22 protein-coding genes and 1 pseudogene are annotated in these 22,082 nt (G+C 67.4%); 11 read left to right on the top strand and 12 right to left on the bottom strand.

Annotation, left to right across the window (positions count from 1 at the left end):
- Positions 1-90 precede the first annotated feature (90 nt).
- On the top strand, positions 91-912 hold the full coding sequence (locus ACM6LR_RS04015) for an arylamine N-acetyltransferase family protein (RefSeq protein WP_414936155.1): 822 nt from the start codon (positions 91-93) through the stop codon (positions 910-912).
- Between the two features lie 4 nt (positions 913-916).
- Here the strand turns inward: ACM6LR_RS04015 and ACM6LR_RS04010 are convergent, their stop codons facing one another.
- Together ACM6LR_RS04010 and ACM6LR_RS04005 are read right to left on the bottom strand one after the other, a co-directional pair.
- Positions 917-1,216, bottom strand: a complete 300-nt coding sequence (locus ACM6LR_RS04010) for a GNAT family N-acetyltransferase (RefSeq protein WP_414936154.1) — start codon at positions 1,214-1,216, stop codon at positions 917-919.
- On the bottom strand, positions 1,213-4,005 hold the full coding sequence (locus ACM6LR_RS04005; protein ID WP_414943160.1) for an EAL and GGDEF domain-containing protein: 2,793 nt from the start codon (positions 4,003-4,005) through the stop codon (positions 1,213-1,215). Before ACM6LR_RS04005 ends, ACM6LR_RS04010 begins: the two co-directional genes overlap by 4 nt.
- Positions 4,006-4,130: 125 nt before the next feature.
- Here ACM6LR_RS04005 and ACM6LR_RS04000 point away from each other — a divergent pair, with 125 nt between their 5' ends.
- Positions 4,131-4,781: a serine/threonine protein kinase gene (locus ACM6LR_RS04000; protein WP_414943159.1), complete on the top strand. Its 651-nt coding sequence runs from the start codon at positions 4,131-4,133 to the stop codon at positions 4,779-4,781.
- A 29-nt stretch (positions 4,782-4,810) separates the two neighbouring features.
- Complete coding sequence (locus ACM6LR_RS03995; protein ID WP_414936151.1) at positions 4,811-7,027, top strand: AAA family ATPase; 2,217 nt, start codon at positions 4,811-4,813, stop codon at positions 7,025-7,027.
- Here the strand turns inward: ACM6LR_RS03995 and ACM6LR_RS03990 are convergent.
- Together ACM6LR_RS03990 and ACM6LR_RS03985 are read right to left on the bottom strand one after the other, a co-directional pair.
- Positions 6,968-7,759: a pentapeptide repeat-containing protein gene (locus ACM6LR_RS03990; RefSeq protein WP_414936150.1), complete on the bottom strand. Its 792-nt coding sequence runs from the start codon at positions 7,757-7,759 to the stop codon at positions 6,968-6,970. The genes ACM6LR_RS03995 and ACM6LR_RS03990 overlap by 60 nt on opposite strands.
- Positions 7,760-7,764: 5 nt before the next feature.
- Positions 7,765-8,124: a hypothetical protein gene (locus tag ACM6LR_RS03985; RefSeq protein ID WP_414936149.1), complete on the bottom strand. Its 360-nt coding sequence runs from the start codon at positions 8,122-8,124 to the stop codon at positions 7,765-7,767.
- Positions 8,125-8,192: 68 nt separating this feature from the next.
- On the opposite strand from ACM6LR_RS03985, the gene ACM6LR_RS03980 reads away from it, so the two are divergent.
- The 4 genes from ACM6LR_RS03980 to ACM6LR_RS03965 all read left to right on the top strand — a co-directional run bounded on the left by ACM6LR_RS03980 (position 8,193) and on the right by ACM6LR_RS03965 (position 11,633).
- A complete protein-coding gene (locus tag ACM6LR_RS03980) occupies positions 8,193-8,447 on the top strand; it encodes a hypothetical protein (protein WP_414936148.1) in 255 nt (84 codons plus the stop codon).
- 93 nt (positions 8,448-8,540) lie between these two features.
- Positions 8,541-9,755, top strand: coding sequence for an NAD(P)/FAD-dependent oxidoreductase (locus ACM6LR_RS03975; protein WP_414936147.1), 1,215 nt, complete (start codon positions 8,541-8,543; stop codon positions 9,753-9,755).
- Between the two features lie 32 nt (positions 9,756-9,787).
- The gene (locus ACM6LR_RS03970) at positions 9,788-10,519 is read left to right on the top strand and encodes a Clp protease N-terminal domain-containing protein (protein ID WP_414936146.1); all 732 of its coding nucleotides are present in this window, start codon (positions 9,788-9,790) and stop codon (positions 10,517-10,519) included.
- A gap of 193 nt (positions 10,520-10,712) precedes the next feature.
- On the top strand, positions 10,713-11,633 hold the full coding sequence (locus ACM6LR_RS03965; RefSeq protein WP_414936145.1) for a hypothetical protein: 921 nt from the start codon (positions 10,713-10,715) through the stop codon (positions 11,631-11,633).
- An 81-nt stretch (positions 11,634-11,714) separates the two neighbouring features.
- On the opposite strand, the gene gndA is transcribed toward ACM6LR_RS03965, so the two are convergent.
- Positions 11,715-13,154, bottom strand: a complete 1,440-nt coding sequence (gene gndA, locus ACM6LR_RS03960; RefSeq protein ID WP_414936144.1) for an NADP-dependent phosphogluconate dehydrogenase — start codon at positions 13,152-13,154, stop codon at positions 11,715-11,717.
- Between the two features lie 344 nt (positions 13,155-13,498).
- Positions 13,499-14,409 (bottom strand): annotated as a pseudogene (locus tag ACM6LR_RS03955) (MBL fold metallo-hydrolase).
- 221 nt (positions 14,410-14,630) lie between these two features.
- On the opposite strand from ACM6LR_RS03955, the gene ACM6LR_RS03950 reads away from it, so the two are divergent.
- The 3 genes from ACM6LR_RS03950 to ACM6LR_RS03940 all read left to right on the top strand — a co-directional run bounded on the left by ACM6LR_RS03950 (position 14,631) and on the right by ACM6LR_RS03940 (position 17,232).
- Positions 14,631-15,488 (top strand): helix-turn-helix domain-containing protein, encoded by an 858-nt coding sequence (locus ACM6LR_RS03950; RefSeq protein WP_414936143.1) that lies wholly within the window; start codon positions 14,631-14,633, stop codon positions 15,486-15,488.
- 65 nt (positions 15,489-15,553) lie between these two features.
- The gene (locus tag ACM6LR_RS03945; RefSeq protein WP_414936142.1) at positions 15,554-16,369 is read left to right on the top strand and encodes an SAM-dependent methyltransferase; all 816 of its coding nucleotides are present in this window, start codon (positions 15,554-15,556) and stop codon (positions 16,367-16,369) included.
- A 14-nt stretch (positions 16,370-16,383) separates the two neighbouring features.
- The gene (locus tag ACM6LR_RS03940) at positions 16,384-17,232 is read left to right on the top strand and encodes an SAM-dependent methyltransferase (RefSeq protein ID WP_414936141.1); all 849 of its coding nucleotides are present in this window, start codon (positions 16,384-16,386) and stop codon (positions 17,230-17,232) included.
- A 12-nt stretch (positions 17,233-17,244) separates the two neighbouring features.
- On the opposite strand, the gene ACM6LR_RS03935 is transcribed toward ACM6LR_RS03940, so the two are convergent.
- Positions 17,245-17,511: a hypothetical protein gene (locus ACM6LR_RS03935; protein ID WP_414936140.1), complete on the bottom strand. Its 267-nt coding sequence runs from the start codon at positions 17,509-17,511 to the stop codon at positions 17,245-17,247.
- A 5-nt stretch (positions 17,512-17,516) separates the two neighbouring features.
- Positions 17,517-17,789, bottom strand: coding sequence for a hypothetical protein (locus ACM6LR_RS03930; RefSeq protein ID WP_414936139.1), 273 nt, complete (start codon positions 17,787-17,789; stop codon positions 17,517-17,519).
- A 354-nt stretch (positions 17,790-18,143) separates the two neighbouring features.
- On the opposite strand from ACM6LR_RS03930, the gene ACM6LR_RS03925 reads away from it, so the two are divergent.
- Complete coding sequence (locus tag ACM6LR_RS03925) at positions 18,144-18,398, top strand: DUF397 domain-containing protein (protein WP_414936138.1); 255 nt, start codon at positions 18,144-18,146, stop codon at positions 18,396-18,398.
- A 59-nt stretch (positions 18,399-18,457) separates the two neighbouring features.
- On the opposite strand, the gene ACM6LR_RS03920 is transcribed toward ACM6LR_RS03925, so the two are convergent.
- From ACM6LR_RS03920 to ACM6LR_RS03905, 4 genes are read right to left on the bottom strand one after another with little or no spacing between them, the layout of a single operon-like run.
- The gene (locus tag ACM6LR_RS03920; RefSeq protein ID WP_414936137.1) at positions 18,458-19,018 is read right to left on the bottom strand and encodes a hypothetical protein; all 561 of its coding nucleotides are present in this window, start codon (positions 19,016-19,018) and stop codon (positions 18,458-18,460) included.
- Positions 19,011-20,144, bottom strand: coding sequence for a hypothetical protein (locus ACM6LR_RS03915; protein ID WP_414943158.1), 1,134 nt, complete (start codon positions 20,142-20,144; stop codon positions 19,011-19,013). Before ACM6LR_RS03915 ends, ACM6LR_RS03920 begins: the two co-directional genes overlap by 8 nt.
- A 16-nt stretch (positions 20,145-20,160) precedes the next feature.
- Positions 20,161-20,574, bottom strand: a complete 414-nt coding sequence (locus ACM6LR_RS03910; RefSeq protein ID WP_414943157.1) for a FixH family protein — start codon at positions 20,572-20,574, stop codon at positions 20,161-20,163.
- Positions 20,571-22,019: a hypothetical protein gene (locus tag ACM6LR_RS03905; protein ID WP_414943156.1), complete on the bottom strand. Its 1,449-nt coding sequence runs from the start codon at positions 22,017-22,019 to the stop codon at positions 20,571-20,573. The genes ACM6LR_RS03910 and ACM6LR_RS03905 overlap by 4 nt, the downstream gene beginning before the upstream one ends.
- Positions 22,020-22,082: the final 63 nt, after the last annotated feature.

Here is a 22,082-nt window from a genome sequence, read left to right as displayed (position 1 = left end):
CGGCGATGGCACGGTGGCCGCGTAAGCGATCACCCAGGAGGCTGGCGCTGATCTTGACCTCGAGTCAGGTAGAGGTGTCAGGCTCGGGTCATGACACTCGCAGCTGAACAGGTCGCCGAATGGACCGCCGACGCCCTCGACCTCGACGCGTATCTCAGCCGGATCGCCCAGGAGCGCGCGAACCCGTCCGCCGCCGCGTTGCGTGAGCTGGCGAAAGCGCACATCCTTGCCATTCCGTTCGAGAACGTCGACGTCGTTTTGGGGCAGCACAAGGGGATCGCGCTCGACGACGTGATCGGCAAGCTTGTCCGCCGTCATCGCGGCGGCTACTGCTACGAGCACGGCAGCCTGTTCGCCGCGGCCGCCGAGCAGCTCGGCTACCCCGTGCGCCGCCTGGTCGCGCGGGTGCAACCGCAGAAGAACGGGCCGTACACGCATATGACCCTCGCGATCGAGGCCGACGGTGTCCAGCACCTGGTCGACGTCGGTTTCGGGGCCGGGATGCTGGTTCCGATGCCGCTGGTCGACGGTGCCGTGGTGGATCAGGCCGGCTGGCCGCACCGGCTGGTCGCCGACGGCGACTGGTGGCGTCTCCAGAAGCAGGAGGGCGACGACTGGACCGACCTGCACGCCTTCACGCTCACGCCGATGCACCGGATCGACTACGAGGTCTACCACCACTACACGTCGACGCATCCGCGCTCGCCGTTCACCGGGCGCCTGGTGATCATGCGGCTGGAGGAAGGGCTCAGCCGCAAGCTGATCGGCGACGAGTTCATCGTCGAGCGGCCGGACGGGACCAAGGAGACCAGCACGATCCCGCCCGAGCGGCTCGATGCGACGCTGCGCGAGCTGGACGTCGTGCTGACCGAAGACGAACTCGCGAAGCTGCTGAAGATCTATCGGGGGTGAGGGCTCAGAGCTCGAATTCCGCGCGCTTGTCCTCGGGGACGAGGTCTTCGTACTCGCGGTGTTTCGCGATGAAGGAGCGCACGTACGGGCAGTGGGGCAGGACGGACCCGCCCTGCGCCCGGACGTCGTCGAGCGCGGCGGTCACGAGCTTGCCCGCCAGCCCCTGCCCGGCGAAGTCGTCGGAGATTTCCGTGTGCAGGAACAGAATCGCGTCCGGCCGGGTGCGGGTTTCCAGGAACCCGGCGGGTTTGCCGTCCACGACGATGTCGTAGCGGTCTTCACCGGATTTGATCTCGACACTCATTCAGCGACTCCGAAAAGTTCGTCCGGGGGCGCGGGGCGGCCCAAGTGGAAACCCTGCGCCTGGTCACAGCGCAGCTCACGCAGGACGGTGAGCTGGTCTTCGTTCTCGACACCTTCGGCGACGACGATCAGGTCGACGGCGTGCGCCATCGCGATGATGCTCTTGACGATCGCGGCCGCGTCGCGTGATTCCGCGATGCCGGTGACGAAGGTGCGGTCGATCTTGAGCGTGTCCAGCGGCAGCCGCTGCAACTGCGCGAGCGACGAATAGCCGGTGCCGAAGTCGTCGATCGCGAGTGAGACACCGAGATCACGTAAGGACGTCAGTACTTCGGCGGCCGCTGCCTGGTCTCGCATCAACGCACTTTCGGTGACCTCGAGGGTCAGCGCGTGCGGCGGGAGCCCGGTGGTCTTCATCGCGTCCTGCACTCCTGCCACCAGATGCGGATCGTCCAGCTGCCTGGCCGAAAGATTGACCTTGAGGTTCAGGTCGATGCCGAGCTGCTCGCGTCGCTTGGCGATCTCGCGCGTGGTCGTACGCAGGACGTACTTGCCGATCAGGTTGATCAGGTCGCTTTCCTCGGCGAGTGGGATGAACTCGGCGGGTGAGATCGTGCCGTGCGCCGGATGTTTCCAGCGCAGCAACGCTTCCACGGCGACCATCTCGCCGGATTCGATGTCGACGACCGGCTGGTACGCCGCCCAGAGTTCGCCGTTCTGCAGGGCTTCGCGCAGGTCCTGCTCCATCCGGAGCCGCCGCTGCATCCGTTCGCGCAGCTCGACGTCGAAGAACTCGTAGCGCGCGCGGCCCAGCGTTTTCGCCTGGTACATCGCGACATCCGCGTCCCGCAGCAGGTCCTCGGCGGTCCGGGTGTCGTCGTTGGCCGCGGTGACGATGCCGATGCTGGCGTCGATGTGCAGTTGCCTGCCGTTGACCGTGATCGGTTCGGTCAGCGCCTCGCGCAGATGCTCGGCCAGCGCCTTGATCTCGGCCGATTCGGTGATCTCCGCGGTGACGACGACGAATTCGTCTCCGCCGAGCCTGCCGACGAGGTCGTTCTCGCCGATCCCCCGGCGCAGTCGTTCACCCGCGATGCGGAGCACCTTGTCACCGACGGAATGGCCGAGGGAATCGTTGATCACCTTGAACTTGTCGAGATCGATGAACAGCACCGTGGTCAGCTCGGCGCGGCCCGCGCCGGACAACGCCTCGGCGAGACTGTCCAGCACCAGCGTCCGGTTCGCGAGTTCGGTGAGCGGGTCGTGCGTCGCCTCGTGCGCGAGCCGCTCACCGATCGCGCGGCGTTCGGTGATGTCGGTGAACGAGGCGACCACCGCCGTGGCCGAGGGGTCTTCCGGGGTCAGCAGCCGCGACGTCATCGAGATCCAGACATCGCCGCCGTCGGATCTCCGCAGCCGCAGCACGAGGCCGGTCTGCGTGACCCGGGTGCGCCGGGTCACCACCGACGGCATCCGGGCGGGGGGAATGCGGCCCAGCTCGTCGTACAGCTCCAGCAGCACGCACGGGACGCCGATGAGGTCGTCGTGGCCGACACCGATGATCCGGCACGCGGCCGGGTTGGCCGACTCGATCAGCCCGCCGGGCCCGATCACGATCACGCCTTCGTCGAGCGACGCGACCACCGTGCTGTAGTGCTGCTCGGCGCGCCGCCGGGCCGTTTCGTCGGCGCAGACCAGGACGAAACCGTCGTTCATCTCCGCGGCCGAGATGCGGATGGCCAGTGTCGAGCCGTTGCGGTGGCGTTGGGTCGTCCGCAGGACGCCGCCCTTGCGCAGCACCGTTTCCGGGTCGAGCGCGGCGCCGACGAGGTCACTCACCGTGCCGCCGATCGCCTCGTTCGCCGTCCAGCCGTAGACATTCTCCGCGGCCGGGTTCCAGCTGGTCACCACGCCGGTGCCGCTGGTCGCGATGATCGCGTCGCTGACGTGGCTGATCAGCGCGGCCTGGTAGCGCAGTGTCGCTTCGGCGGCCTTCTGCGCGCTGATGTCGCGCATGATGACCTGGAAAGCGGGCCGTCCTTCCCAGGTGGTCCGTACCGAGATGCTCTGGACCAGGTATTTCGTACCGTCGAGGCGGAGCATGACGGCGTCGGCGGGATCGGTCGACGCGCCCTGGCGGTGGAGTGACGCGATCCTGTCCAGCAGGGCCGGGAGCGACTCGTCGGCGACGAAGTCCATGATCGGGCGCCCGATCAGCTCGGCGGTCGAGGACGCTCCGAGCGCGGTGACGGCGGCCCTGTTCACGTACGTGACGACACCGGCTTCGTGGACACAGACCGCGTCGGGGCTGAGTTCCACCAAAAGCCGGTAACGGTCAGTGAGATCTTCGAGGGCTTGCCGATTCTCGCGGACGTCGGTCACGTCGGTGGCGATCCCGAGCAGCCCCGACGAGCCGTCCTCGTCGCCGATGGTGCGGGCGCGCAGGCGGATCCAGCGGATCTCGCCGGCCGGGTTCCGGAACGACTGCTCGAGTTCGAACTCACGCCAAGGCGGGGAAGTGCGGGTGCCGGAGGTCAGCGGGGCCACCAGATCGGCGAGCCTCGCCTCAAGATCAGACTCAGTGAGCTCCGCTTCGGAGAGTCCGGCTCCACCCAGCAGGTTCTCCAGCCCTGGCAGCCAGGACAGCGTCTCGTTCTCGAAGTCGTACGACCAGATGGCGGCGTGGTCGCCCGCGAGGCCGAGATCGCCGACCGGCTCGTTCCCGAGCGGTGCGCCTGCCGGACCCGCGGAATTTCCGGCTCCCGGCACGGCGAGGGCGTCAGCCTCCATGATCCGTCCGAACCCCCTCTTCCGGTGCTGGCACCGTCGATTACACCACCCATGGAGGGCGCTGTATACGCGAACCGGAGGGCGACCAGTGCTGATATGCGCGAAAGCATATGAATACACGTTGCGTGACCGACACCCGCTATGGTGTTCCATCGGGTGAATTACTCTTGGACAACCTCACCCATTCGGCGGTGAGCTCGGGTAAAACTACTGTCGGCCTGTTCCCAGTGCGAAAGGTTCAGCTGGTGGATGACGACGACGTTTCGGTCGCCGACCTGCTCATTCGCGAGGGCTGGGACGACCACGAGGAGTCACGGGCAAAGTCACGCTGGAGAGTTATCGCGGTAACCATCGGCGTGGTCGTCGCCTGCGGCGCGGCCGCTGTTCTCTTCGGGTTCGATTCGGAGCCCGAACAGAATGCGCAGCCGAACCAGATCAGCGTCATCGAGATGCCGAAGCGGCCTTCGGAGAACAGGGGAGCCGACGCCACCTCGGCGGTCCAGACCATCGAGACGGGCGGAACCGGTGAGAGCAGCGGCGCAGGGACCTCGTCGCAGCCCGCCAAGACGACGTCCAGCCGCCGCACGTCGAGTTCGGCCGCGCCCACCTCCGACTCGCCCGACCCCACGACGCCGACCTCGTCGAACAAGCCCGCTGATCCGCCGCGGACGACAGGGTCGACGGGCGCGCCTAAGCCGCCCAACCCGACTCCGGCACCGCCCACCACGACGCCCACCGAAGAGTGCAACCTGTGGCCGAAGTGGCTCTGGTGTTAGGGCGTCTTCTTTTGTAGCACTATGTACGGGTGGATATCTCGGCGCTGAGCAACCCATACGACTATGCGAACCCGGTCAGCGACGAGAACGTGTTCGCCGGGCGCAGGCCGGAACTGTCCCAGGTCGCCACCGTCCTCGCGGCGGCCGACCCGGACAAGCCGGTCGGCTATGTCGCCGTCCATGGTCAGCGCGCCGCCGGAAAGACCAGCTTGCTCAACATGATCGAGCTAATGGCGAAAGAACGCGATTGTCCGGTGGTCCGGCTCGATCTGGTACCCGCCGACGCTGGATTGCTGCCCTTCGTCGGGAAGTTCTACGAGGAAGTGCTCGGTGCTGTGAGCGAGGTCGCCGACCTCGGACCGGCCACGCCGCGGCGGATCCGCCGGATCGCCGGGGGCGAAGTCCCGGAAGACGATTTCCCCTTGGAGTTTCCGGAGAACCTCGCGCAAGCACGGTCCGGTGCCCCTCTCTCCGAGATGGCGCTGCGCACCGACCTCACTTACCTCGTGACACGGGCCGAGCGACCGATCGTCGTCCTGGTCGACGAGGCCCAGCTCATCGCGGACAACGAAGACGTCCTCTCCCTCCTGCGCACCCTGGGGATGCAATTACGGGGGTTCGTCTTCGTCCTGGCCGGGACGACGGAGCTGATCGATCGCATCAACGTGGTGTTCGACCATCTCCTGCGGCAATTCGAATTCGTCGAGGTCGCGCGATTCGCCGAGACCGCGGAGATCGAGGACTGTGCGGCGAGACCGCTCACCGCCGCCGGCCTCGACGTCGCCGAGTGTTTCTCCGACATCCGTGACACGGCGAACAACCTGGCGATGCTCACAGACGGCAACCCGTACGAGATCCAGTTCTACTGCCACACCATGTTCAGCCGATGGCAGCGAGGCGTGACGAAGACGATGAAGCTCACACCCGAAGCCCTCGACGACGTGCTGGCGATCATGGACAAGCGCAGACTGTCACGTGAGCACGCCTTGCTGGACGCCGTGAAAACACTCACCCACGAACAGCTTCTCGTGCTGAACGTGTTGTGTTCGGCCAGAGACAGGGCGACCCTCGCGGAGGCCTTGTTCGCGCACCATCTCTACGTTCGCGACGCGATGGCACCCGAGGTGCTCGATCGATGCCGGGACGATCTCGTCAAGGCGAAGATCATCGAGATCGACAACGGCCGCGTTCGGTTCGCCGGATCGATGTTCGATGAGATCTACATCCGGCTGTGGACGATGAGCGGGCGTGGTGCGGAGTCTGTTCACTCGCATACGCAGCTGATGAACAGTCTGCCGTTCAACCACCTGATGAGCAGACAGCTTGATTTCCTGCTGTGCGATCTCACGGCGACGACCAGGGGAACGCTCCTCCGGACGTGTTGCCCTGGTATGAGCCAGGACACCCTGGGCGTCGGACTCAAGGCACTGGCGTCTCTGTCGATGGACGCGCCCGGCAATCACACCGTCGCCTACCTCTACGAGGGGATCGTCCGTGCCGGGTTCCCGGCCGCGCTCGACATCACCGAACTGACCTGCGTGTTCGGGGACAACACCGCGATCAGGTGGATCACGTCTGCGGATATGGCGGACTTCGACATCGAGCGTGAGCCAGCCTTCATCGCGACCCGGCGGGCGGTGGAACGCCACGGCGGCCGGATCTCTGTCGAACGCCTTCGGCAACCCCTGGCTCCCTGGCCCCAGCTGCGAGAATGGCTCATCCAGACCGAGGTGGCCGACTTGATGACCGGACATTCGGACTACCAGCTGGCCGGCGCGTTCACTGCCTTCGAGGAAGGAGATCTCGCGAAATCGATCGAGTTGTTCCAGACCGCGCACCGGTTGCGGCCGAGATGGCGATCGGCGAACGACTGCGCCTTCGTGCTGCTTTGCTCGACTGACCCAGGCGAGGCGGCACGATGGGCGGTGAACGCCATCGAGCTCGCGGATACGGCGGACGAGCGCTCCCTGAGCAGGTACAACCTCGCGATCGCTGAAGTTTTCCTCGGAGAGCACGGGAAGGCGGTCGCGAATTTCCAGCTGGCTGCGGACGAGATAAAGGACTCTTACGATTGCTCGTACCTGTTTGTTCCGGAGCGGGACGAAAGCGGGACACTGGTCGTGAAACAACACGAGACGATCGACGTCGGGAGCGCGATCCGGTTCGCGCTCATGGCTCTGGTTCCCTCAACTGAGCCGGACACCGTTGTCGGCCAGGACGAAGCCGGTGGGCCAGCGGGTGGCTGAGTCGGCCACCGCGCCCGACATCTTGGCGTCGTGGAGTGCGGCTTCCCTGAGGTCAGCGCCTTTGAGATCGGCTTCACGCAGGTTCGCTCCACTGAGATCTGCCCGGCGTAGGTGGGCTCCGCAGAGGGTGGCACCGGTGAGGTCGCTGCCTGCCAGGCTCGCGTCGGACAGCTTCGCGTTCCCCAGGTCGAGTCCGGTGAGTACGGTCCTGGACAGGTCGACCGCACCCGGCCACTTTCGTGCGGCCAGCACCGAAACCGCCGCGGCGACCTCATGGGCCACCGGCGTGGTGGTGGCACGTTCGCGCACGAACGCCGCAAGGATCTCGCCAATCCTGCGGGCCTCCGCCGGGTCGTCTTCGGCGACCCGGTCCAGTGAGTAGATCCCACCGAGCCGGAGCGCGGACGAATCGGCGTCTCCCAGTTGTTCCACGGCCTTCGTGAAGGCTTCGGTCACCGCCGTCCGGTGGCTCAACCGGTGTTGACCGCGGGCGATCAGCATTTGCCGCCAGGCGGTGACGGCGCCGATGACGAGCAAGGTCCCCGCCACCGCTTGCAGGAGCGACGTGCGAACGTCGGATTCGGCTTTGATCCGTTCCGCCACCGAGAGTCCGCTCGTACCGGACAGCACCTCGCGGGGAAGGGGACCGAAGGTGAGCAACACGACGGTGACCAGAGCGGCGGCGAGCGACACCACGGCGATCCAGCCCAGCACGCGAAGGGTGAGGCGCATGCCGGTCATCCTGCCGTGTTCAGCGCGCCTTCAGTAGATCTGGCTCCCGCAGCTTGCCGAGGTGGTTGAACAGCAGGTTCAGTGTGAAGGCGACGATCGCGGCGACCGTGATGGGGCTGCCGCGGATGGTCTGCAGCCACGCCGGAAAGTGCTGGAAGAAGATCGAGTTGCCGAACTGGTCGTCGAGAACGCGGGCAGCAGGCCGACACCGAATCGACGTTCTGCGCGAAAGCCGTGTCCGGGAACGTGTTCATCGCGCCGCCGAGGCTGGCCGAACGACCGTCGGCGGCGAGACCGCGCGCGAGGTCGGAGTCGGTGTAGGTCACCAGCATCACGACGCACATCGAGAGCACGGCCGCGACCACGCCGAACGCGAGCGCGATGTCGGCCGGTTTCGCGTAGGCCGACGCCGGGGGCGATCAACGAGATGCCGATGACGACGAGCAGCGTGCCCGAAACCATCGGCGGGAAGAACCGGATCATCTTGGCGAACGGTTTCGCGATGAGCAGGCCGAACACCCCCGACGCGATCATGATCATCGGATTGACCACGATGAACGTCGCGCCCGCCACCACCGGCAGCCGGATGCCGAAGAGCCTTCCGATCCCGAGCGCCGGTATCGGCGTCGCGATCCCCGCGGCAGCGGAGGACGCTAATCGACCGGGTGGACCTCGGCTGGGACCGTAGCGCGTCCGCCGTATGAGGATCACGTTGCGAAGGGGCGGTCGAAAGGGCTGGATCTGTGTTGAATGGACACCGGGCACAACGGAAGGAGCGCCGATGGAGACCGTCCTCGTCATAGGGGCCGGACAGAGCGGGTTCGGGGTGGCGACCTCGCTGCGGGACAAGGGGTTCGACGGGCGGGTGGTACTGATCGGCGACGAACCCGGCCTGCCGTACCAACGGCCTCCGCTGTCGAAGGGCTACCTCGCCGGGACGGCGGGCGACGCCCAGTTACGTCTGCGGCCCGAAGACTTCTTCGCGGAGAAGGGCATCGAGCTGATCCCTGGCCGCGTCGCGTCGGTGGATCGCGAGGCCGCGAACGTGGTGCTCGAGGACGGAAGTGCACACGGGTACGACCATCTCGTCCTCGCGACGGGAGCGAACAACCGCGTGCTGCCGGTACCTGGGTCCACTTTGGATGGTGTGTTCACTTTGCGCACCAAAGACGACGCCGACGTCTTGCGCGCGGCACTGGAAAGCGCGAAGAACGTCGTCGTGGTCGGGGGCGGGTTCATCGGGCTCGAATTCGCCGCGCACGCCGGGCGGCCCGTGACGATCGTGGAGGCGCAGGACAGGCTGATGGCACGTGTCGCGACTCCGGAGGTCTCGGCGTTCTTCGCCGCTTTGCATGAGGGCGCCGGGCATACGATCCTGCTCGGCCAGGGCGTCGCCGCGTTGCGTGGCGACGACCGGGTGGCCGAGGTGGAATTGAGTGACGGCAGCCTGCTGCTCGCCGATCTGGTGCTGGTCGGGGTCGGGGTGGAGCCGAGGACGCGGCTCGCCGAGGAGGCGGGGCTGGCGGTGGCGAACGGTGTCGTCGTCGACGAACATCTGCGCACGAGCGACCCGAAGATCTCGGCGGTCGGGGATTGCGCGAACTTCCCGTGTGTCCAGGCGGGGACGGCGACGCGGCTGGAGTCGGTGCAGAACGCCGTCGACCAGGCGCGGGCGGCGGCCGCGGCCATCGCCGGCGAACCCGCGCCCTACGACAGCCTGCCGTGGTTCTGGACCGATCAGCTCGGCGCGAAACTGCAGATCGCCGGGATCCTGACCGGGGCGGAAGAGACCGTCGTGACCGGGGACCGGGAGGGCGGGAAATTCTCGGTGCTGTCGTTCCGCGACGGTGTGCTCGCCGGTGTCGAGTCGGTGAACCGCCCGCCGGACCACATCGCCGCGCGCCGCCTGTTCGCCGCGGATCCGGCGCCGCGGTTCGAGACGCTGGAGGCCAACGGCTTCGACCTGAAGGCGACCCTTGCGTCAACTCGCGGTTGACGATCGAGGATCGTCAACCTAAAGTTGACGATATGACGAATCCGGTCCGGCTAGACGACCTCATCTCCCACATCAAGCAGCAGCATCCCGACGGCGACGTGCTCGGCCAGCTGTTCGACGCGGTCTTCCTCGGCGAGCGCCTCGGCGAAGTGGCGGACCACCTGATCGGCCACTTCGTCGACCAGGCGCGGCGCTCCGGCGCGTCCTGGACCGAAATCGGCAAGAACATGGGGGTGTCCAAACAGGCCGCCCAGAAACGCTTCGTCCCCAAGGAATCCGGTGGAGGCACCTCACTCGAAGACCTGGTGAAGGTGTTCAGCCGCTACACCGATCGCGCCCGGCACGTCGTCGTCGCGTCGCGGGACGAGGCCGTCGCGGCGAAGAGCCCGCAGATCGAGCCCGTGCACCTGATCCTCGGTCTGCTCGCCGAGCCCGCCGCGCTCGCCGCCGGGGCGATCGTGGCGCAGAACGTGACCCTCGACGCCGTCCGCGAGGCCGCGGTGGCGGGGCTACCGGAACCCGCCGCCGAACCGGCGGAGGCGGCGAAGATGGTGTTCGGCGCGCGGAGCAAGAAGGCGCTGGAGCTGACCATGCGGGAGGCGCTGCGGCTCGGGCACAACTACATCGGGACCGAGCACATCCTGCTGGCCCTGTTCGAAATCGAGGACTTCACTGTGCTCAGCGAGCTTGGGCTCTCGAAGGAGAAGGTCGAAGCGACGATCTTGGGGGCACTGGCGGAGATCGTCGCCGCCAGGGAGGGCTGAAGGGGACTTTCCCCGCATCTGATGAGGCGAAAGCGTCCTTCACCGCATCACATGAGGGGAAAGTCCCCTTCAGCTTTATCCACAACACCCCAGTTATCCACAGGTCGCGGAATCGCGGCTAGGCAGGCGCTGGAACCGGTCGCAAGATCGAGGAATGAAAAAAGGATCATGGGGCGACGACCCCGACCTCCTGATGGAGAACAGCGACCATGGCGTCATCCGGGCGATGCGCCTTCAAGAAATGGGGGTTTCCTCGACCACGACGTATCGGAGATGCGGGCCCGGCGGTCCATGGACGAGACTTCTGCCGGGGATCGTCCTCCTCTTCAACGCACCACCCACTCGCGAACAGCAGATCGCAGCCGCGATGCTCTACGGCGGCGAGACTGCCCTGATCACCGGCAGTGTGGCTTGCCGGGCTTACGGCCTACGCGATTTACCCGATACCGGCGAAGAGGTCCATCTCCTCGTTCCGCACGAACGGAAGCTCCACAATTACGGTTTTGTGGTAGTCGAGCGAACTCAGCGGATGCCACGGCTGGTGACCCGAGGTGGACGGCCGCTCGCGGAAGTCACCCGTGCGACCCTCGACCTCTGTCGCAGACAGACAGAGGTCCGGCCCGTCAAAGCCTTGGTGAGCGAAGTGGTTCAACGCAAGTACAGCTCTTTCGAGCGGTTGTCTCACGAGTTGGCTCACGGTAGCCAGCGTGGCAGTGCGCTGCCTCGGCACGTTCTCACGGAGCTGGCTTTCGGGTCGGAGTCGATCGCGGAGATCGATGCACGACAGGTCTGGGCACGGTCAGGCTTGCCGGAGCCGATGTGGAACAAGAAGTTGTACACCACATCGGGCGAATACATCGCCAAGCCGGATGGCTGGTTCGACGATGTCGGGCTGGCCTGGGAGGTTGACTCGCTGTCGTTCCACCTCAAGGCCGTCGACGGGTTCGATCGGACACTGGCGAGAAATGGGCGGTACGCCGCGGCTGGCGTGCTGGTTCTCCAGACGTTGCCTTCGCGCCTGCGCACCGAGCCGGACAAGGTGATCGAGGAGTTGCTGGCCGCGCATGCGGCCGCAGCGGCGAGGGTTCGCCCGGACGTCCGGATCGCGAGTTAGCGAAGGGGCCCTTCACCGCATGTGATGCGGTGAAGGGCCCCTTTGTGGCGTCTTATGCGGGGAAAGTCCCCTTCAGCTCCGTCAGGCGGAGGATTCGGGACGGTTGTCGGCCGCCCAAGCGGTGTGGAACGAACCTTCGCGGTCGACCCGGCGGTACGTGTGGGCACCGAAGTAGTCCCGCTGCCCCTGCACCAGCGCGGCGGGGAGCCGCTCCGCACGCAGACCGTCGTAGTAGGCCAACGCGGTCGAGAAGCCCGGGGTCGGGATCCCGAGCCGCACCGCCGTGGAGATCACCGAACGCCAGGAGTCCTGGGCGTCCTCGACGGCCTTGCGGAAGCCGCCGGACGTCAGGAGCGTCGGAAGCGCGGGCTCCTCGGCGTACGCGGCGGTGATGTCGTTCAGGAACTTCGCGCGGATGATGCAGCCGCCGCGCCAGATGGACGCGACCTTGCCGAGGTCGATGTCCCAGCCGTACTCGGCGCCGCCCGCCTGGATCTGGTTGAAGCCCTGGGCGTACGCCACCACCTTCGACGCGTACAGCGCCTGCTCGACGTCGTCCGCGAAGGTGTCCAAAGCGGACCCCGTCAGCGGAGTACGCGAAGGACCACCCAGACCGCGGGAGGCCTCACGCAGGGTCGACGATCCGGACAGCGACCGTGCGAAGACGGCCTCCGCGATCCCGCTGATCGGCACGCCCAGGTCCAGTCCGATTTGGACGGTCCAGCGGCCGGTGCCCTTCTGCTCCGCCTGGTCCGCCACGATGTCGACGAACGGCTTGCCGGAGGCGGCGTCGGTGTGGGCCAGCACCTGTGAAGTGATCTCGATCAGATACGAATCCAGCCGTCCGGAGTTCCAGGTCCGGAAGACGTCGGCGATCTCGGCGGGGGAGTAGCCACCCGCGCCGCGCAGCAGATCGAACGACTCGGCGATCAACTGCATGTCGGCGTACTCGATGCCGTTGTGCACCATCTTCACGAAGTGCCCGGCGCCGTCCGCGCCCACGTGCGTGCAGCACGGCTCGCCGTCGACCTTCGCCGAGATGTCCTCGAACAGCGGCCCGAGCGACTGGTACGACTCCTCGGACCCGCCCGGCATGATGCTCGGCCCGTGCAGCGCGCCCTCCTCGCCGCCGGACACCCCGGTGCCGACGAAGTGGATGCCTTTCTCACGCAGCGCGGCCTCCCGACGCCGGGTGTCCGCGAAGTGCGCGTTGCCCGCGTCGACGATCACGTCGCCCTTCTCGAGGAGCGGGACGAACTCGTCGATCACGGCGTCCGTCGGCGCCCCGGCCTTGACCATGATCACGACCTGGCGCGGCCGCTCCAGCGCGGCGACGAACTCCTGCGCCGAATACGCGGGGATGAAGTCGCCCTCGTCGCCGAACTGCTCGACCAGTTCCTTCGTCCGCTTCTCGGAGCGGTTGTGCAGGGCCACCGTGTGCCCGTGCCTCGCGAGGTTCCTGGCCAGGTTGCGGCCCATGACCGCCAAGCCGGTGACCCCGATGCTCGCCTTCTTGCTCATCCGCACCCTTCCGCTTCGATTCCCCTGCCGAGCCTATCCCCGTTGAGGGATACGGCGCCGGGGCGAGAAGGCATCGAACGCGAGTTGTCCACAACCGGATCCACCTGTGGGCAACTCGGCTCGACTACCCCGGACCGACGGTGGGCACCGATACGCTGGGTGCGGGGCCGTCCCCCAGGGACGGGCGGGGGGCTGGGGTTCGGGCGCGCGGGGATTTTCGGTGTGTCGCGAAAGCCACTTTCGGGACGTCACATGACTCGAAAGTGGCTTTCGCGACACCCAGGTCCCAGGTCCGGGGTTGCAGGACGCTGCGGCCGGCGGTTGTCGGCGAAGGCGCAGTCCGGTCAGGAGAAGCAGTGGATCGGGGTGCCGTTGTAGGTGACCATGTCCGCCATCGCGGCCCCGAGATCGATCGGCGCGCCCCAGTCGAGACCGTCCAGTTCGGCGTAGGCCCGGTGCAGGTTCCCGGGCAGTCGTTCCTGTTCGGACAGTGCGTCGTAAGGCCCGAGATCGGCTTCGCGAGCGGCCTGGAGAGGCGTCAGGCCGGCGGCCTTCCCCTGTGAGGCGATCCGCTGCAGGACACCGAGGTATCCGTCGACGACGTCGATCGCCTCGGGCCCGCACACCGGACCGTGGCCCGGCACGATCGTCTCCGGCTCCAGCTCACGGACCAGGTCCAGGGCCTTCCGCCAGCCGGCGGGCGAACCCATCAACGCGAACGGGCTGCCGCCGTTGAAGATCAGGTCCCCGACGAACAGCACCCGCCGCTCCGGCAGCCAGACCAGTACGTCGTTGGTGGTGTGCGCGGCGTGTCCCGGGTGGATCAGCTCCAGCCGGACGTCGCCGGCGTGCACGGTCAGCCGGTCGTCGAACAGCACCTTGGGGAATCCCCGAGCTCCAGATGACCCCAGTCGCTCCCGGTGAACGCGTTGTCGTAGGTGTTGATCCCGGTCGCGACCATCACCTCACGCGTCTTCCGGTGCCCGACGATCGTCGCACCGGTCGCCAGGTAGTTCCCGTTCGTGTGATCGCCGTGGTGATGCGTGTTGACCACAGTGGTCACCGGCGCCCCGCCGGTCGAAACCGCCGTCTCCAGCAGAGCGCGCGTACGCCGCTCGGTCGAACACGTGTCGATCACCACGGTGTGATCGCCCGCGGCGACGAACCCGCAGTTGTTGATCCACCAGGAGCCGTCGGGCTGGACGTACCCGTAGACATCGTCGGTGACCCGCTGGGCGAAGGGGGATTGGTCCACCCGGTCACTATGCCGGACGAAGGTGCCCGGTATGTGACGAGATCGTTCCGCCACCAGGGTGATGTGCCCGGTGACTGGTGTTTTCAGCCGTTTCCTGGAACGCTGCGCAATGTCATCATCGAACCCCGCAAGGTGCAGTACCCTGGGTGGGTTCGAAGTGTTCGCGCGCAGGACGGCGGGAAGCCGCTGTCCTGGCTATGTGGTCCGGGAGAGCAAGGCTGATGGCCAGCACCGTCACCTCGCGCCGGAAGCAGCTCGGAAACGAGCTCCGGCATGCCCGCAACGCCGCGCGGATGACACAGCAGCAGGTCGCCGAGGTTCTCGGCTGCACCCAGGGCAAGGTCAACAAGATCGAGTCCGGTGCCGTCGGGGTCAAACTCGGGGATGTGCGATCGATGCTGAACGCGTTCGGGATCAACGGCGACGAGGCCGACACGCTGATGAACCTCGCCCGCGCCGCCGCCGGGCAGCGTGGTCACTGGTCCGGCTACCGATCCGTGGTGCCGCACTGGTTCCGCACCTTCACCGACCTCGAACCCGCGGCCGCGGAGATCCTCACCTGGCATGGTGAGCGCATCCCCGGCCCGCTGCAGTCCGAGCACTACATGCTCAAGCAGTTCACCGAAGCCGGCGCCACCGACGTCACCTCGCTGGTCCGCAACCGGCTGGACCGCAAGGCCGTCTTCGAGCAACAGCAGCCGCCGTACTACCGGTTCATCATCAGCGAAGGCGCCCTGCGCCGCGCTCCCGGCGGCTCCGCCCCCGCCGTGATGCTGGACCAGGTCGAGCATCTGCTGGCACTGGACAAGCATCCGCGCGTGTATGTGCACGTGTTGCCGTTCAGCGCGCGGCTCGCCGCCGTGCCCAACGACTTCACCATCATGCGTTTTCCCGACCGCACCAGGGATTTCGTCTACATCGAGCATTCCGCGGGCGGGTTGTACCTCGACGACGTCAAGGATTTCAACATTTTCGTCGATTCTTGGGACCGCCTGCGCGGCGCCGCGCTGGAGCGCCAGGAGACTCGGCAATTCCTCAAGGAACTCGCCGAGCTGTACCGCAATCAGATGCAATCCTGAGAGCACCCGGCCTTCCTTCGGTAGGGTTACCGGCGTCAGCGCGGTCGAGTGGACAGGGGCTGAACGTGGACCCGCAGTTCCTGCCCGAGGGTGTCGATCTCGAGCGGCCCAACGCCGCCCGTATCTACGACTGGGCACTCGGGGGAACCGCGAACTGGGCGGTGGACAGGGAATTCGGCGAACAACTGGTCAAGACATTCCCGCTCATCCGCTCCCTCGCCAGGGCCAACCGCGCCTTCCTCGGCCGCGCGGTGCGGCATTGCGCGGAGAACGGCGTGAACCAATTCCTCGACCTCGGTTCCGGCGTGCCGACGGTCGGCAACGTCCACGAGATCGCCGACGAGGTCGACGGCGACAGCCGGTGCGTGTACGTCGACAACGAACCGGTCGCCGTCGCACACGCCAGGATCCTGCTGGAGAAGTGCGGCGACCCCGGCAGGCACGCGGTGCTCGGCGCCGACCTGCGCGACGCGGACGACGTCTGGGAACGCGCCGTCGACACCGGCGTGCTCGACCCGGCGAAACCGGTGGCCCTGCTCACCGTCGCGGTCCTGCATTTCGTGCCGGGCCCCGAAATCGCCACCGTCGTCGCGCGGTACCGGAAGCTGCTGCCCGCCGGGTCGTTCTACGTTCTCTCCCACGTCACGATGTCCGGCGTGGAAGGGGACGAGCTGGAACAGGTCCAGAGCGTCGTGAAGCAGTACGAGCAGTCGAGCACACCCGCCTCCTTCCGCGACAGGGAAGAGATCTTGGGTTTCTTCGGGGATTTCGACCTCGTGGCGCCGGGTCTGGTCCCGGTCGGCGCGTGGAGGCTGGACGACTCCCGCTCGCCTACGCTTAGCTGCACCATCGGCGGGGTCGCCCGCAAACCCGCTTTGTGACGAGGTGTGACCGCATGACGACGCAGCAGGATCCCGAAGCCCCCGAAGGTGTCGATCTCGAACGCCCCAACGTGGCCAGGGTGTACGACTGGTTCCTCGGCGGCTCGGCCAACTGGGCCGTCGACCGCGAGTTCGGCACGCAGGTGCTCAAGCAGTTCCCGGAGGTCAAGACGTTCGCCAGGGTCGGGCGCGACTTCCTCGGCCGCGGCGTCGGCTACCTGGCCCGCCAAGGGATCACTCAGTTCCTCGACATCGGCTCCGGGGTCCCCACCGTCGGCAACGTCCATCAGATCGCGAGCGCGATCAACCCGGACTCCCGCGTCGTCTACGTCGACATCGAGCCGGTCGCCGTCGCGCACTCCCAGCTGCTGCTGGAACGCGAGGGACTGCTCGGGCGGCACGCGGTCCTGCAGGGCGACGTGCGGGACCCCGCCGACATCTGGAAGCGCGCCCTCGAAACCGGGGTGCTCGATCCCCGGCAGCCGATCGGGCTGGTCCTGGTCGGCCTGCTGTACTTCCTCGGCCCGGACGAACCGGTCCACGAGATGGTCCGGCGCTACCTCGACCTGCTGCCGTCCGGGTCGTACTTCCTGTCCTCGCATCTGACCGAGGACGGCGTCACCCGCAAGGCGAACGACAACCGGGAGAACGTCCAGGAGCTGTACAAGAAGACGAGTGCGCCGTTCCACCTGCGTTCCCGCGCCGAGTTCGCCGCGTTCTTCGACGGACTGGAGATGGTCGAGCCGGGGATCGATTGGATGGCCGCCTGGCATCTGGACGAAGCGGCTTCCCGCGCGAGCGACAGGTTCGCCGACGATCCGACGTTCACCGGCGGGCTCGGCGGACTGGGCCGCAAGCCCTGAGACCCCCGGAAGTCAGGCCCGGCCGGTCAGATGCCCGATCAAGGGCGAAATTTCGAACTGACCTTCGAACGGACGGCCGGTCCTGATCAGGTCCCGGTGCGCGCCGCGCCGGCCGGGGAAATCGACTTCGGAGTTCCACGGTGGCTGCTTGCGCAGCGGGGCCTGGATGAGGCTGAACCCGAAACGCTGACGGAGTTCGAGCCCGATGTTGCGGTGCTTCGCCGAGGCAAGGCGTTCGTCCTCACGGCGGAACAAGAGCGTGGTGAGGCGGACGGCCATTCCGGTCACACCCCCCGGCTCGGACGCGGCAACCGCGCCTGCTCGGCCGAACCTACGAGGCCGAGACAACGCTCACAGGGCATCCCCGAACCGACGGGGATCCACTCCAAGTGGTCGAAAGGCATCGCCGCGCCACAACGGGTGTGCAGGAACTCGGGGTGTGAACCCCGGGAGTGCAGGTCGAAGAGATGCGCGGAGCGGCGGCTCTCGCCCGCCGTTCCGGCCATGAGCCTGCCGACGGCGAGTACCGTCGCAGGCATGGTGTCCTGAATGATCACGCTGATCCTCCCCCACGAGGTCGGCGGTGGGTGGTCATGCGCCGCGGGGTGCTGCCGCCCTGCCGTTCACCTGCCGTCGGTGTCCTGCCGGAAAGGCGAAACTCCCTGCTGAACGCCACCTCGGTGACACCTGCCACCGAGGTTTTCGCGTACTGCGAGCGATTCACCAACAACCGAGCCCCGGCCGCTGCGATTAATCCTACTCCTGGAATAATCTTCATGTCGAGAGTGGGCGGAGTTGATCACCCACTTGGCCGTGCGGGATAGTCCCGTTGAAGCAGGGAGAAGACGGGGCCGTGACGGTTCGCGCAGGTCGCGACCCGCACCCCCGACCGACGTTCGGAGGTACGACCAATGGCCGATTATCCATCGGCGGCGGATTACGATCCGACCACGGCCGTGTCGCTGTTCGACGACGCCGTGTGGGAGAAGTCCTTCGCGAGCGAGCCCAACGGGGGGAACTGTGTCGAGGTCAACCTAGGCAGGGAAGGGCTGGTCGGGGTACGTGACACCAAATTGGCCGAGAGTCCCGTCTTCGTCTTCGATTCCGGTGAGTGGAACGCCTTCCTCAAGGCGGTCAAGGCCGGACAGTTCGATTTGAGTCCATGACGAGAGGCTCGCGTGCCCCATCGGGACACGCGAGCCATCCGATCTTCGGTCACTTCGAGTCACACTGTGGCCGGGATCCCGTCAGCGCGCGACGAAGAGCGCAGCCTGGATTTGGTGCGCCGCCACGCGATGGCGATCAAGACGGCAAGGACGATCAGCGGGATCAGGCTGATCGACCAGCTCACCGCCATCGGCGGCCCCGGCTGTTCGAGCACCGTCAGGTCGCGGAGTTCCCCCACGCCCTTGCCCGCCGGCCCGTCGAGCTCGAACCGGAACGCCCACGAGCCCTCGGTCTGCAGGGCCCGGATGTCCAGCCCCCATACCTCCAGCTTCCGCGGATGCTTCGCCAGCGGTTGCGGACGGCCCAGCCGTCCGGTCTCCGGATTGACGAACGCGAGCGTCCCCGACTTCCCGGCGATCCCGTCGTCCGGGATGAACGTGAAATCCAGTGATTGCATGGCACGCAACGGCCAAGTGCTGAACCCGACCGTCATCCCGTACGGGCCGATCTGCACCCGTTCGGTGTGGACGATGTTCACCGGTTCGTAGGCGTTCGCCGCGGGGGTGGTCGCGAACAGCAACCCGATCGCCGCCGCCAGCGCCAGCAGTGTCCTACGCATGCGCGTTGTCCTCCTTCGCCGGGGCCAGCAGCCGCAGCATCCCGCCGAACCGCCACCCGGCGAATCCGCCGAGCAGCCCGAGCACCGCACCGAAGGCGCCCGTCGCGAACACGACCGCCCAGTCGACGGAGCCGCTCTCGTAGACGATGGTGTCCTGGATCGGCATGCTCGCGCCGACCAGGAGACCGCCGATCCCGCCCGCCAGCACCGAAACGCGGCCCGCGGACCAGCCGCGCCGCGAAAGCAGGTAAACCGCTTCGAGCACGGCCGCGATCGGCAGCAGCGCCATCGGCATCATCGAGGGCATCGCCGGTACGCCGTCGATGTAGTCCCGCATCGGCAGGCCGACGGCGCTCGCGTACGCCTCCGCGGCCCACGGTGAGAACCACCAGGTGATCGCCTGGATGACCGCCAGCGACGCGGCGACCCGGACCGCTCCGCCAGGACGCCCCCAGAACCCGGCGCCCGCCGAGACCAGCAGCACCGAAAGCAGCGCGACGCCCACGGAGACGACGTCGACCAGGTCGACGTCGATCTGCTTGAGCCCCAGCACGGTGACCATGCTGAACGCGATCAGCACACCGAGGGTGCCGACCACGCCGAGGGTGCCCCAGCGGTGCTCCCGCGCGGCCGCGAACACCATGACCGTGCCGATGATGCTCAGCGTGATCGACAGCAACAGCCCGATATGCGGTGGCGAGTCGATCACCGCGTCGAAGCCGTACAGGCCGTGCCACCACTGGTCCCACAGGCCGTACAGCAGGAACATCGCCGCGCCGGTCCCGGTCACCAGGTAGCCGGCCGGCGCGGCGAAGACCTTGCCGAACACGTTGATCGCACGACCGCCGACGCGCGCGTCGGCCTGGCGGCCCGCCCGGCGCGCGGCCGTGGTCATCAGGACGACCACGAGGCTCGCGAGCCCGGAGATCGCGCTGCCCGAATACAGGAACAGATGCGGCATCGTGAAGAACGTGTCCGGGCCGACGTCGCCGTGCCACTGGATGTCCCAGGTCAGCCCGATCAGCGAGACCACCGACCCGGCCAGCACCGTACCCGCCGGCACGAGACCGGCGCGTGCACTGCGTGCCACCGAGGCGACCCTCGCCCCTCCCGCGGTGAGATCCATTCCCGACCTCCCTCTCTTACTTGACCAGCAAAGGAAAAACGTGCTGCGTGGCGCCGGACGGCCCGCGCAGTGAAACGGTGATCTCCCATTGCCCCGGCATCGGCAGCAGGACGTCGCCGGTGCGATACCGGCCGGGTGCCTCCGCGATCGCGGGCGACGGCGCGAGCGCGTGCCCCATCTGCGGCATCACGGGCTCGAGGGTGACCACGTCCGGTGCGGCGCCGGTGACGGTCAGGGCGAAGACATTGCCGCCCTGGTGCGGATCTTCGACCGACAACCGCACGGTGTACGGGCCCTGGGTCGAGCTCTGTACTTGTTCCCCATCTCCGCTCGGCCAGACCAGCCAGGCCACGATCGCCGCCACGAGCACGGCGACCACCGAGATCAGCAGGACTGGCTTGCGTCTTTGCGTGTCCACTGTGGACGTCACTGGGGGGTGCCTCCTTGCGGGACTTCGAGCTGCATGGGCACGGTCAGCACCGTGTAGTCGCGTTCGGCCTGCAGCCAGATCCGGTACTTGCCGGGTGCGGCGAAGGTGTAGGTGAACGGGACGTCGGGGCCGTAAGCGGCGACGGTCTCGTCCGGTTTCCCCGGCATACCAGGCGATTGCGGGATCATCGAGTGCACGTGGGCCCAGGTCGGCGCGGCAGCGGCGTCCGCGCCGACCCGGCGGTCGTCGGTTATCGGGCCGACGACGATCAGGTGGCCGAGCATGCCCAGCCACGGTTGGAGATCCGCCTTGCCGAACCGCGCGGTGATCGTCGTCGGCGGGCCAGGTTCGACGTCGACGTCGACCGGGTTCCCGTCGATCATCCGCGTGCCCGCCCCCGTGGGCGCGGGTTCGGCGGGGGAGTCCGCTCCGGGCGCGACGACCATCGTGGTGCGTGCCAGTTGCACGCCACCGCCTCGCCGGGCGAGTTCCGCGGCGACGGCGTAGGTGCCTGCCTCGGGTGGCGTGAACTTCACGCGGTAGTCACCGGGGCCGACGCGCACCGGATGCAGATGCCAGAGCCTGCCCGTCGGTGAAATGACGACGAGGTGGATCAAGGCGTTGTCGTGTACCAGAAGGTCGTCGACCGGGCGGCCGGTCGCGCCGTCGGCCAGCGCGACCCGGATTTCCGCGAGTCCGCCCGATCGCGCGTTCGGCGACCGTACGGCCAGGTTCACCGGCGGCCGCGAGAAGTCCACCGTGGACATCTGCGCGTTCGCGTACGGGTCCTGGATGTTGTCGATCGTCGGATCCAGTGCCGCGCCCGGCGCGGGCGGCGGCGGGGTCGACGCCGAGAGCATCGCCCCGGTGATCGCGACCGCGAGCGCGGCGACCATGCCACCCGCCGGGATCAGCGCGAGCTGTGGCCGTCTGACGCGCATCGCCACGACGAGACCGATCACCAGGAACACCCCCGCGGCGACGAAACCGCCGAAGGTGGCCTTCTCCCATGGGGGGATGACCCTGGCCGGGACGATGAACGGGATGGAAGCGGTGTCCGTCCCGTCGTCGAGGCCGAGTTCCCACGGCCCTGGCTGGTCGACGCGCAGCAGTACCGGATGGGCGCCGGGTTTCCCGTCCAGCCGGACGGTGGCTTCGGAGAACGTCGTTCCCGCGGTGGACGCGCGCAGCTTCAGCGTGCCCGGCGCGCTCCCGGTGTGCGTGACGACGTCGACGTGCAGTGGGCCGGGCGCGATGTCCATCCGCCGCAACACGACGGTGAGATCCCGGGTGCCGAGCGTCTGCGCGACCTGGACGTCCGCCCCGCTCGACACGCCGTCCGCCTGGGCCGTGCCGCCCAACAGTAACGAAGCCAGCGCACAGAGCACGAGTACGCGGGCGATGACCGACGGCGCCGCGCGCCGCCCCCTCGGTGAATTCCCCATCCCGCCTGAAGCTAACGGCCGGGGCCGGGGAAAGCGTCACGGCGCGGGGTGAATCGGGGTCCC

This window comes from Amycolatopsis sp. cmx-11-32 (genome assembly GCF_047608695.1).
Taxonomy (GTDB): Bacteria; Actinomycetota; Actinomycetes; order Mycobacteriales; family Pseudonocardiaceae; genus Amycolatopsis.
Note: the sequence above shows the minus strand (reverse complement) of the source record. Positions and strands in the feature narration are given on the sequence as shown.

Excerpts from the sequence above, each read along its gene's own strand:
- ACM6LR_RS03990 (WP_414936150.1), bottom strand. The coding sequence starts at position 7,759 with ATGCGCCTCACCCTTCGCGTGCTGGGCTGGATCGCCGTGGTGTCGCTC.
- ACM6LR_RS03940 (WP_414936141.1), top strand. The coding sequence starts at position 16,384 with ATGACGACGCAGCAGGATCCCGAAGCCCCCGAAGGTGTCGATCTCGAA.
- ACM6LR_RS03915 (WP_414943158.1), bottom strand. The coding sequence starts at position 20,144 with ATGGATCTCACCGCGGGAGGGGCGAGGGTCGCCTCGGTGGCACGCAGT.
- ACM6LR_RS03925 (WP_414936138.1), top strand. The coding sequence starts at position 18,144 with ATGGCCGATTATCCATCGGCGGCGGATTACGATCCGACCACGGCCGTG.
- gndA (WP_414936144.1), bottom strand. The coding sequence starts at position 13,154 with ATGAGCAAGAAGGCGAGCATCGGGGTCACCGGCTTGGCGGTCATGGGC.
- ACM6LR_RS03970 (WP_414936146.1), top strand. The coding sequence starts at position 9,788 with ATGACGAATCCGGTCCGGCTAGACGACCTCATCTCCCACATCAAGCAG.
- ACM6LR_RS04010 (WP_414936154.1), bottom strand. The coding sequence starts at position 1,216 with ATGAGTGTCGAGATCAAATCCGGTGAAGACCGCTACGACATCGTCGTG.
- ACM6LR_RS03905 (WP_414943156.1), bottom strand. The coding sequence starts at position 22,019 with ATGGGGAATTCACCGAGGGGGCGGCGCGCGGCGCCGTCGGTCATCGCC.
- ACM6LR_RS04005 (WP_414943160.1), bottom strand. The coding sequence starts at position 4,005 with ATGGAGGCTGACGCCCTCGCCGTGCCGGGAGCCGGAAATTCCGCGGGT.
- ACM6LR_RS04015 (WP_414936155.1), top strand. The coding sequence starts at position 91 with ATGACACTCGCAGCTGAACAGGTCGCCGAATGGACCGCCGACGCCCTC.
- ACM6LR_RS03950 (WP_414936143.1), top strand. The coding sequence starts at position 14,631 with ATGGCCAGCACCGTCACCTCGCGCCGGAAGCAGCTCGGAAACGAGCTC.
- ACM6LR_RS03935 (WP_414936140.1), bottom strand. The coding sequence starts at position 17,511 with ATGGCCGTCCGCCTCACCACGCTCTTGTTCCGCCGTGAGGACGAACGC.
- ACM6LR_RS03975 (WP_414936147.1), top strand. The coding sequence starts at position 8,541 with ATGGAGACCGTCCTCGTCATAGGGGCCGGACAGAGCGGGTTCGGGGTG.
- ACM6LR_RS03980 (WP_414936148.1), top strand. The coding sequence starts at position 8,193 with ATGACGACGAGCAGCGTGCCCGAAACCATCGGCGGGAAGAACCGGATC.
- ACM6LR_RS03920 (WP_414936137.1), bottom strand. The coding sequence starts at position 19,018 with ATGCGTAGGACACTGCTGGCGCTGGCGGCGGCGATCGGGTTGCTGTTC.
- ACM6LR_RS03965 (WP_414936145.1), top strand. The coding sequence starts at position 10,713 with ATGGAGAACAGCGACCATGGCGTCATCCGGGCGATGCGCCTTCAAGAA.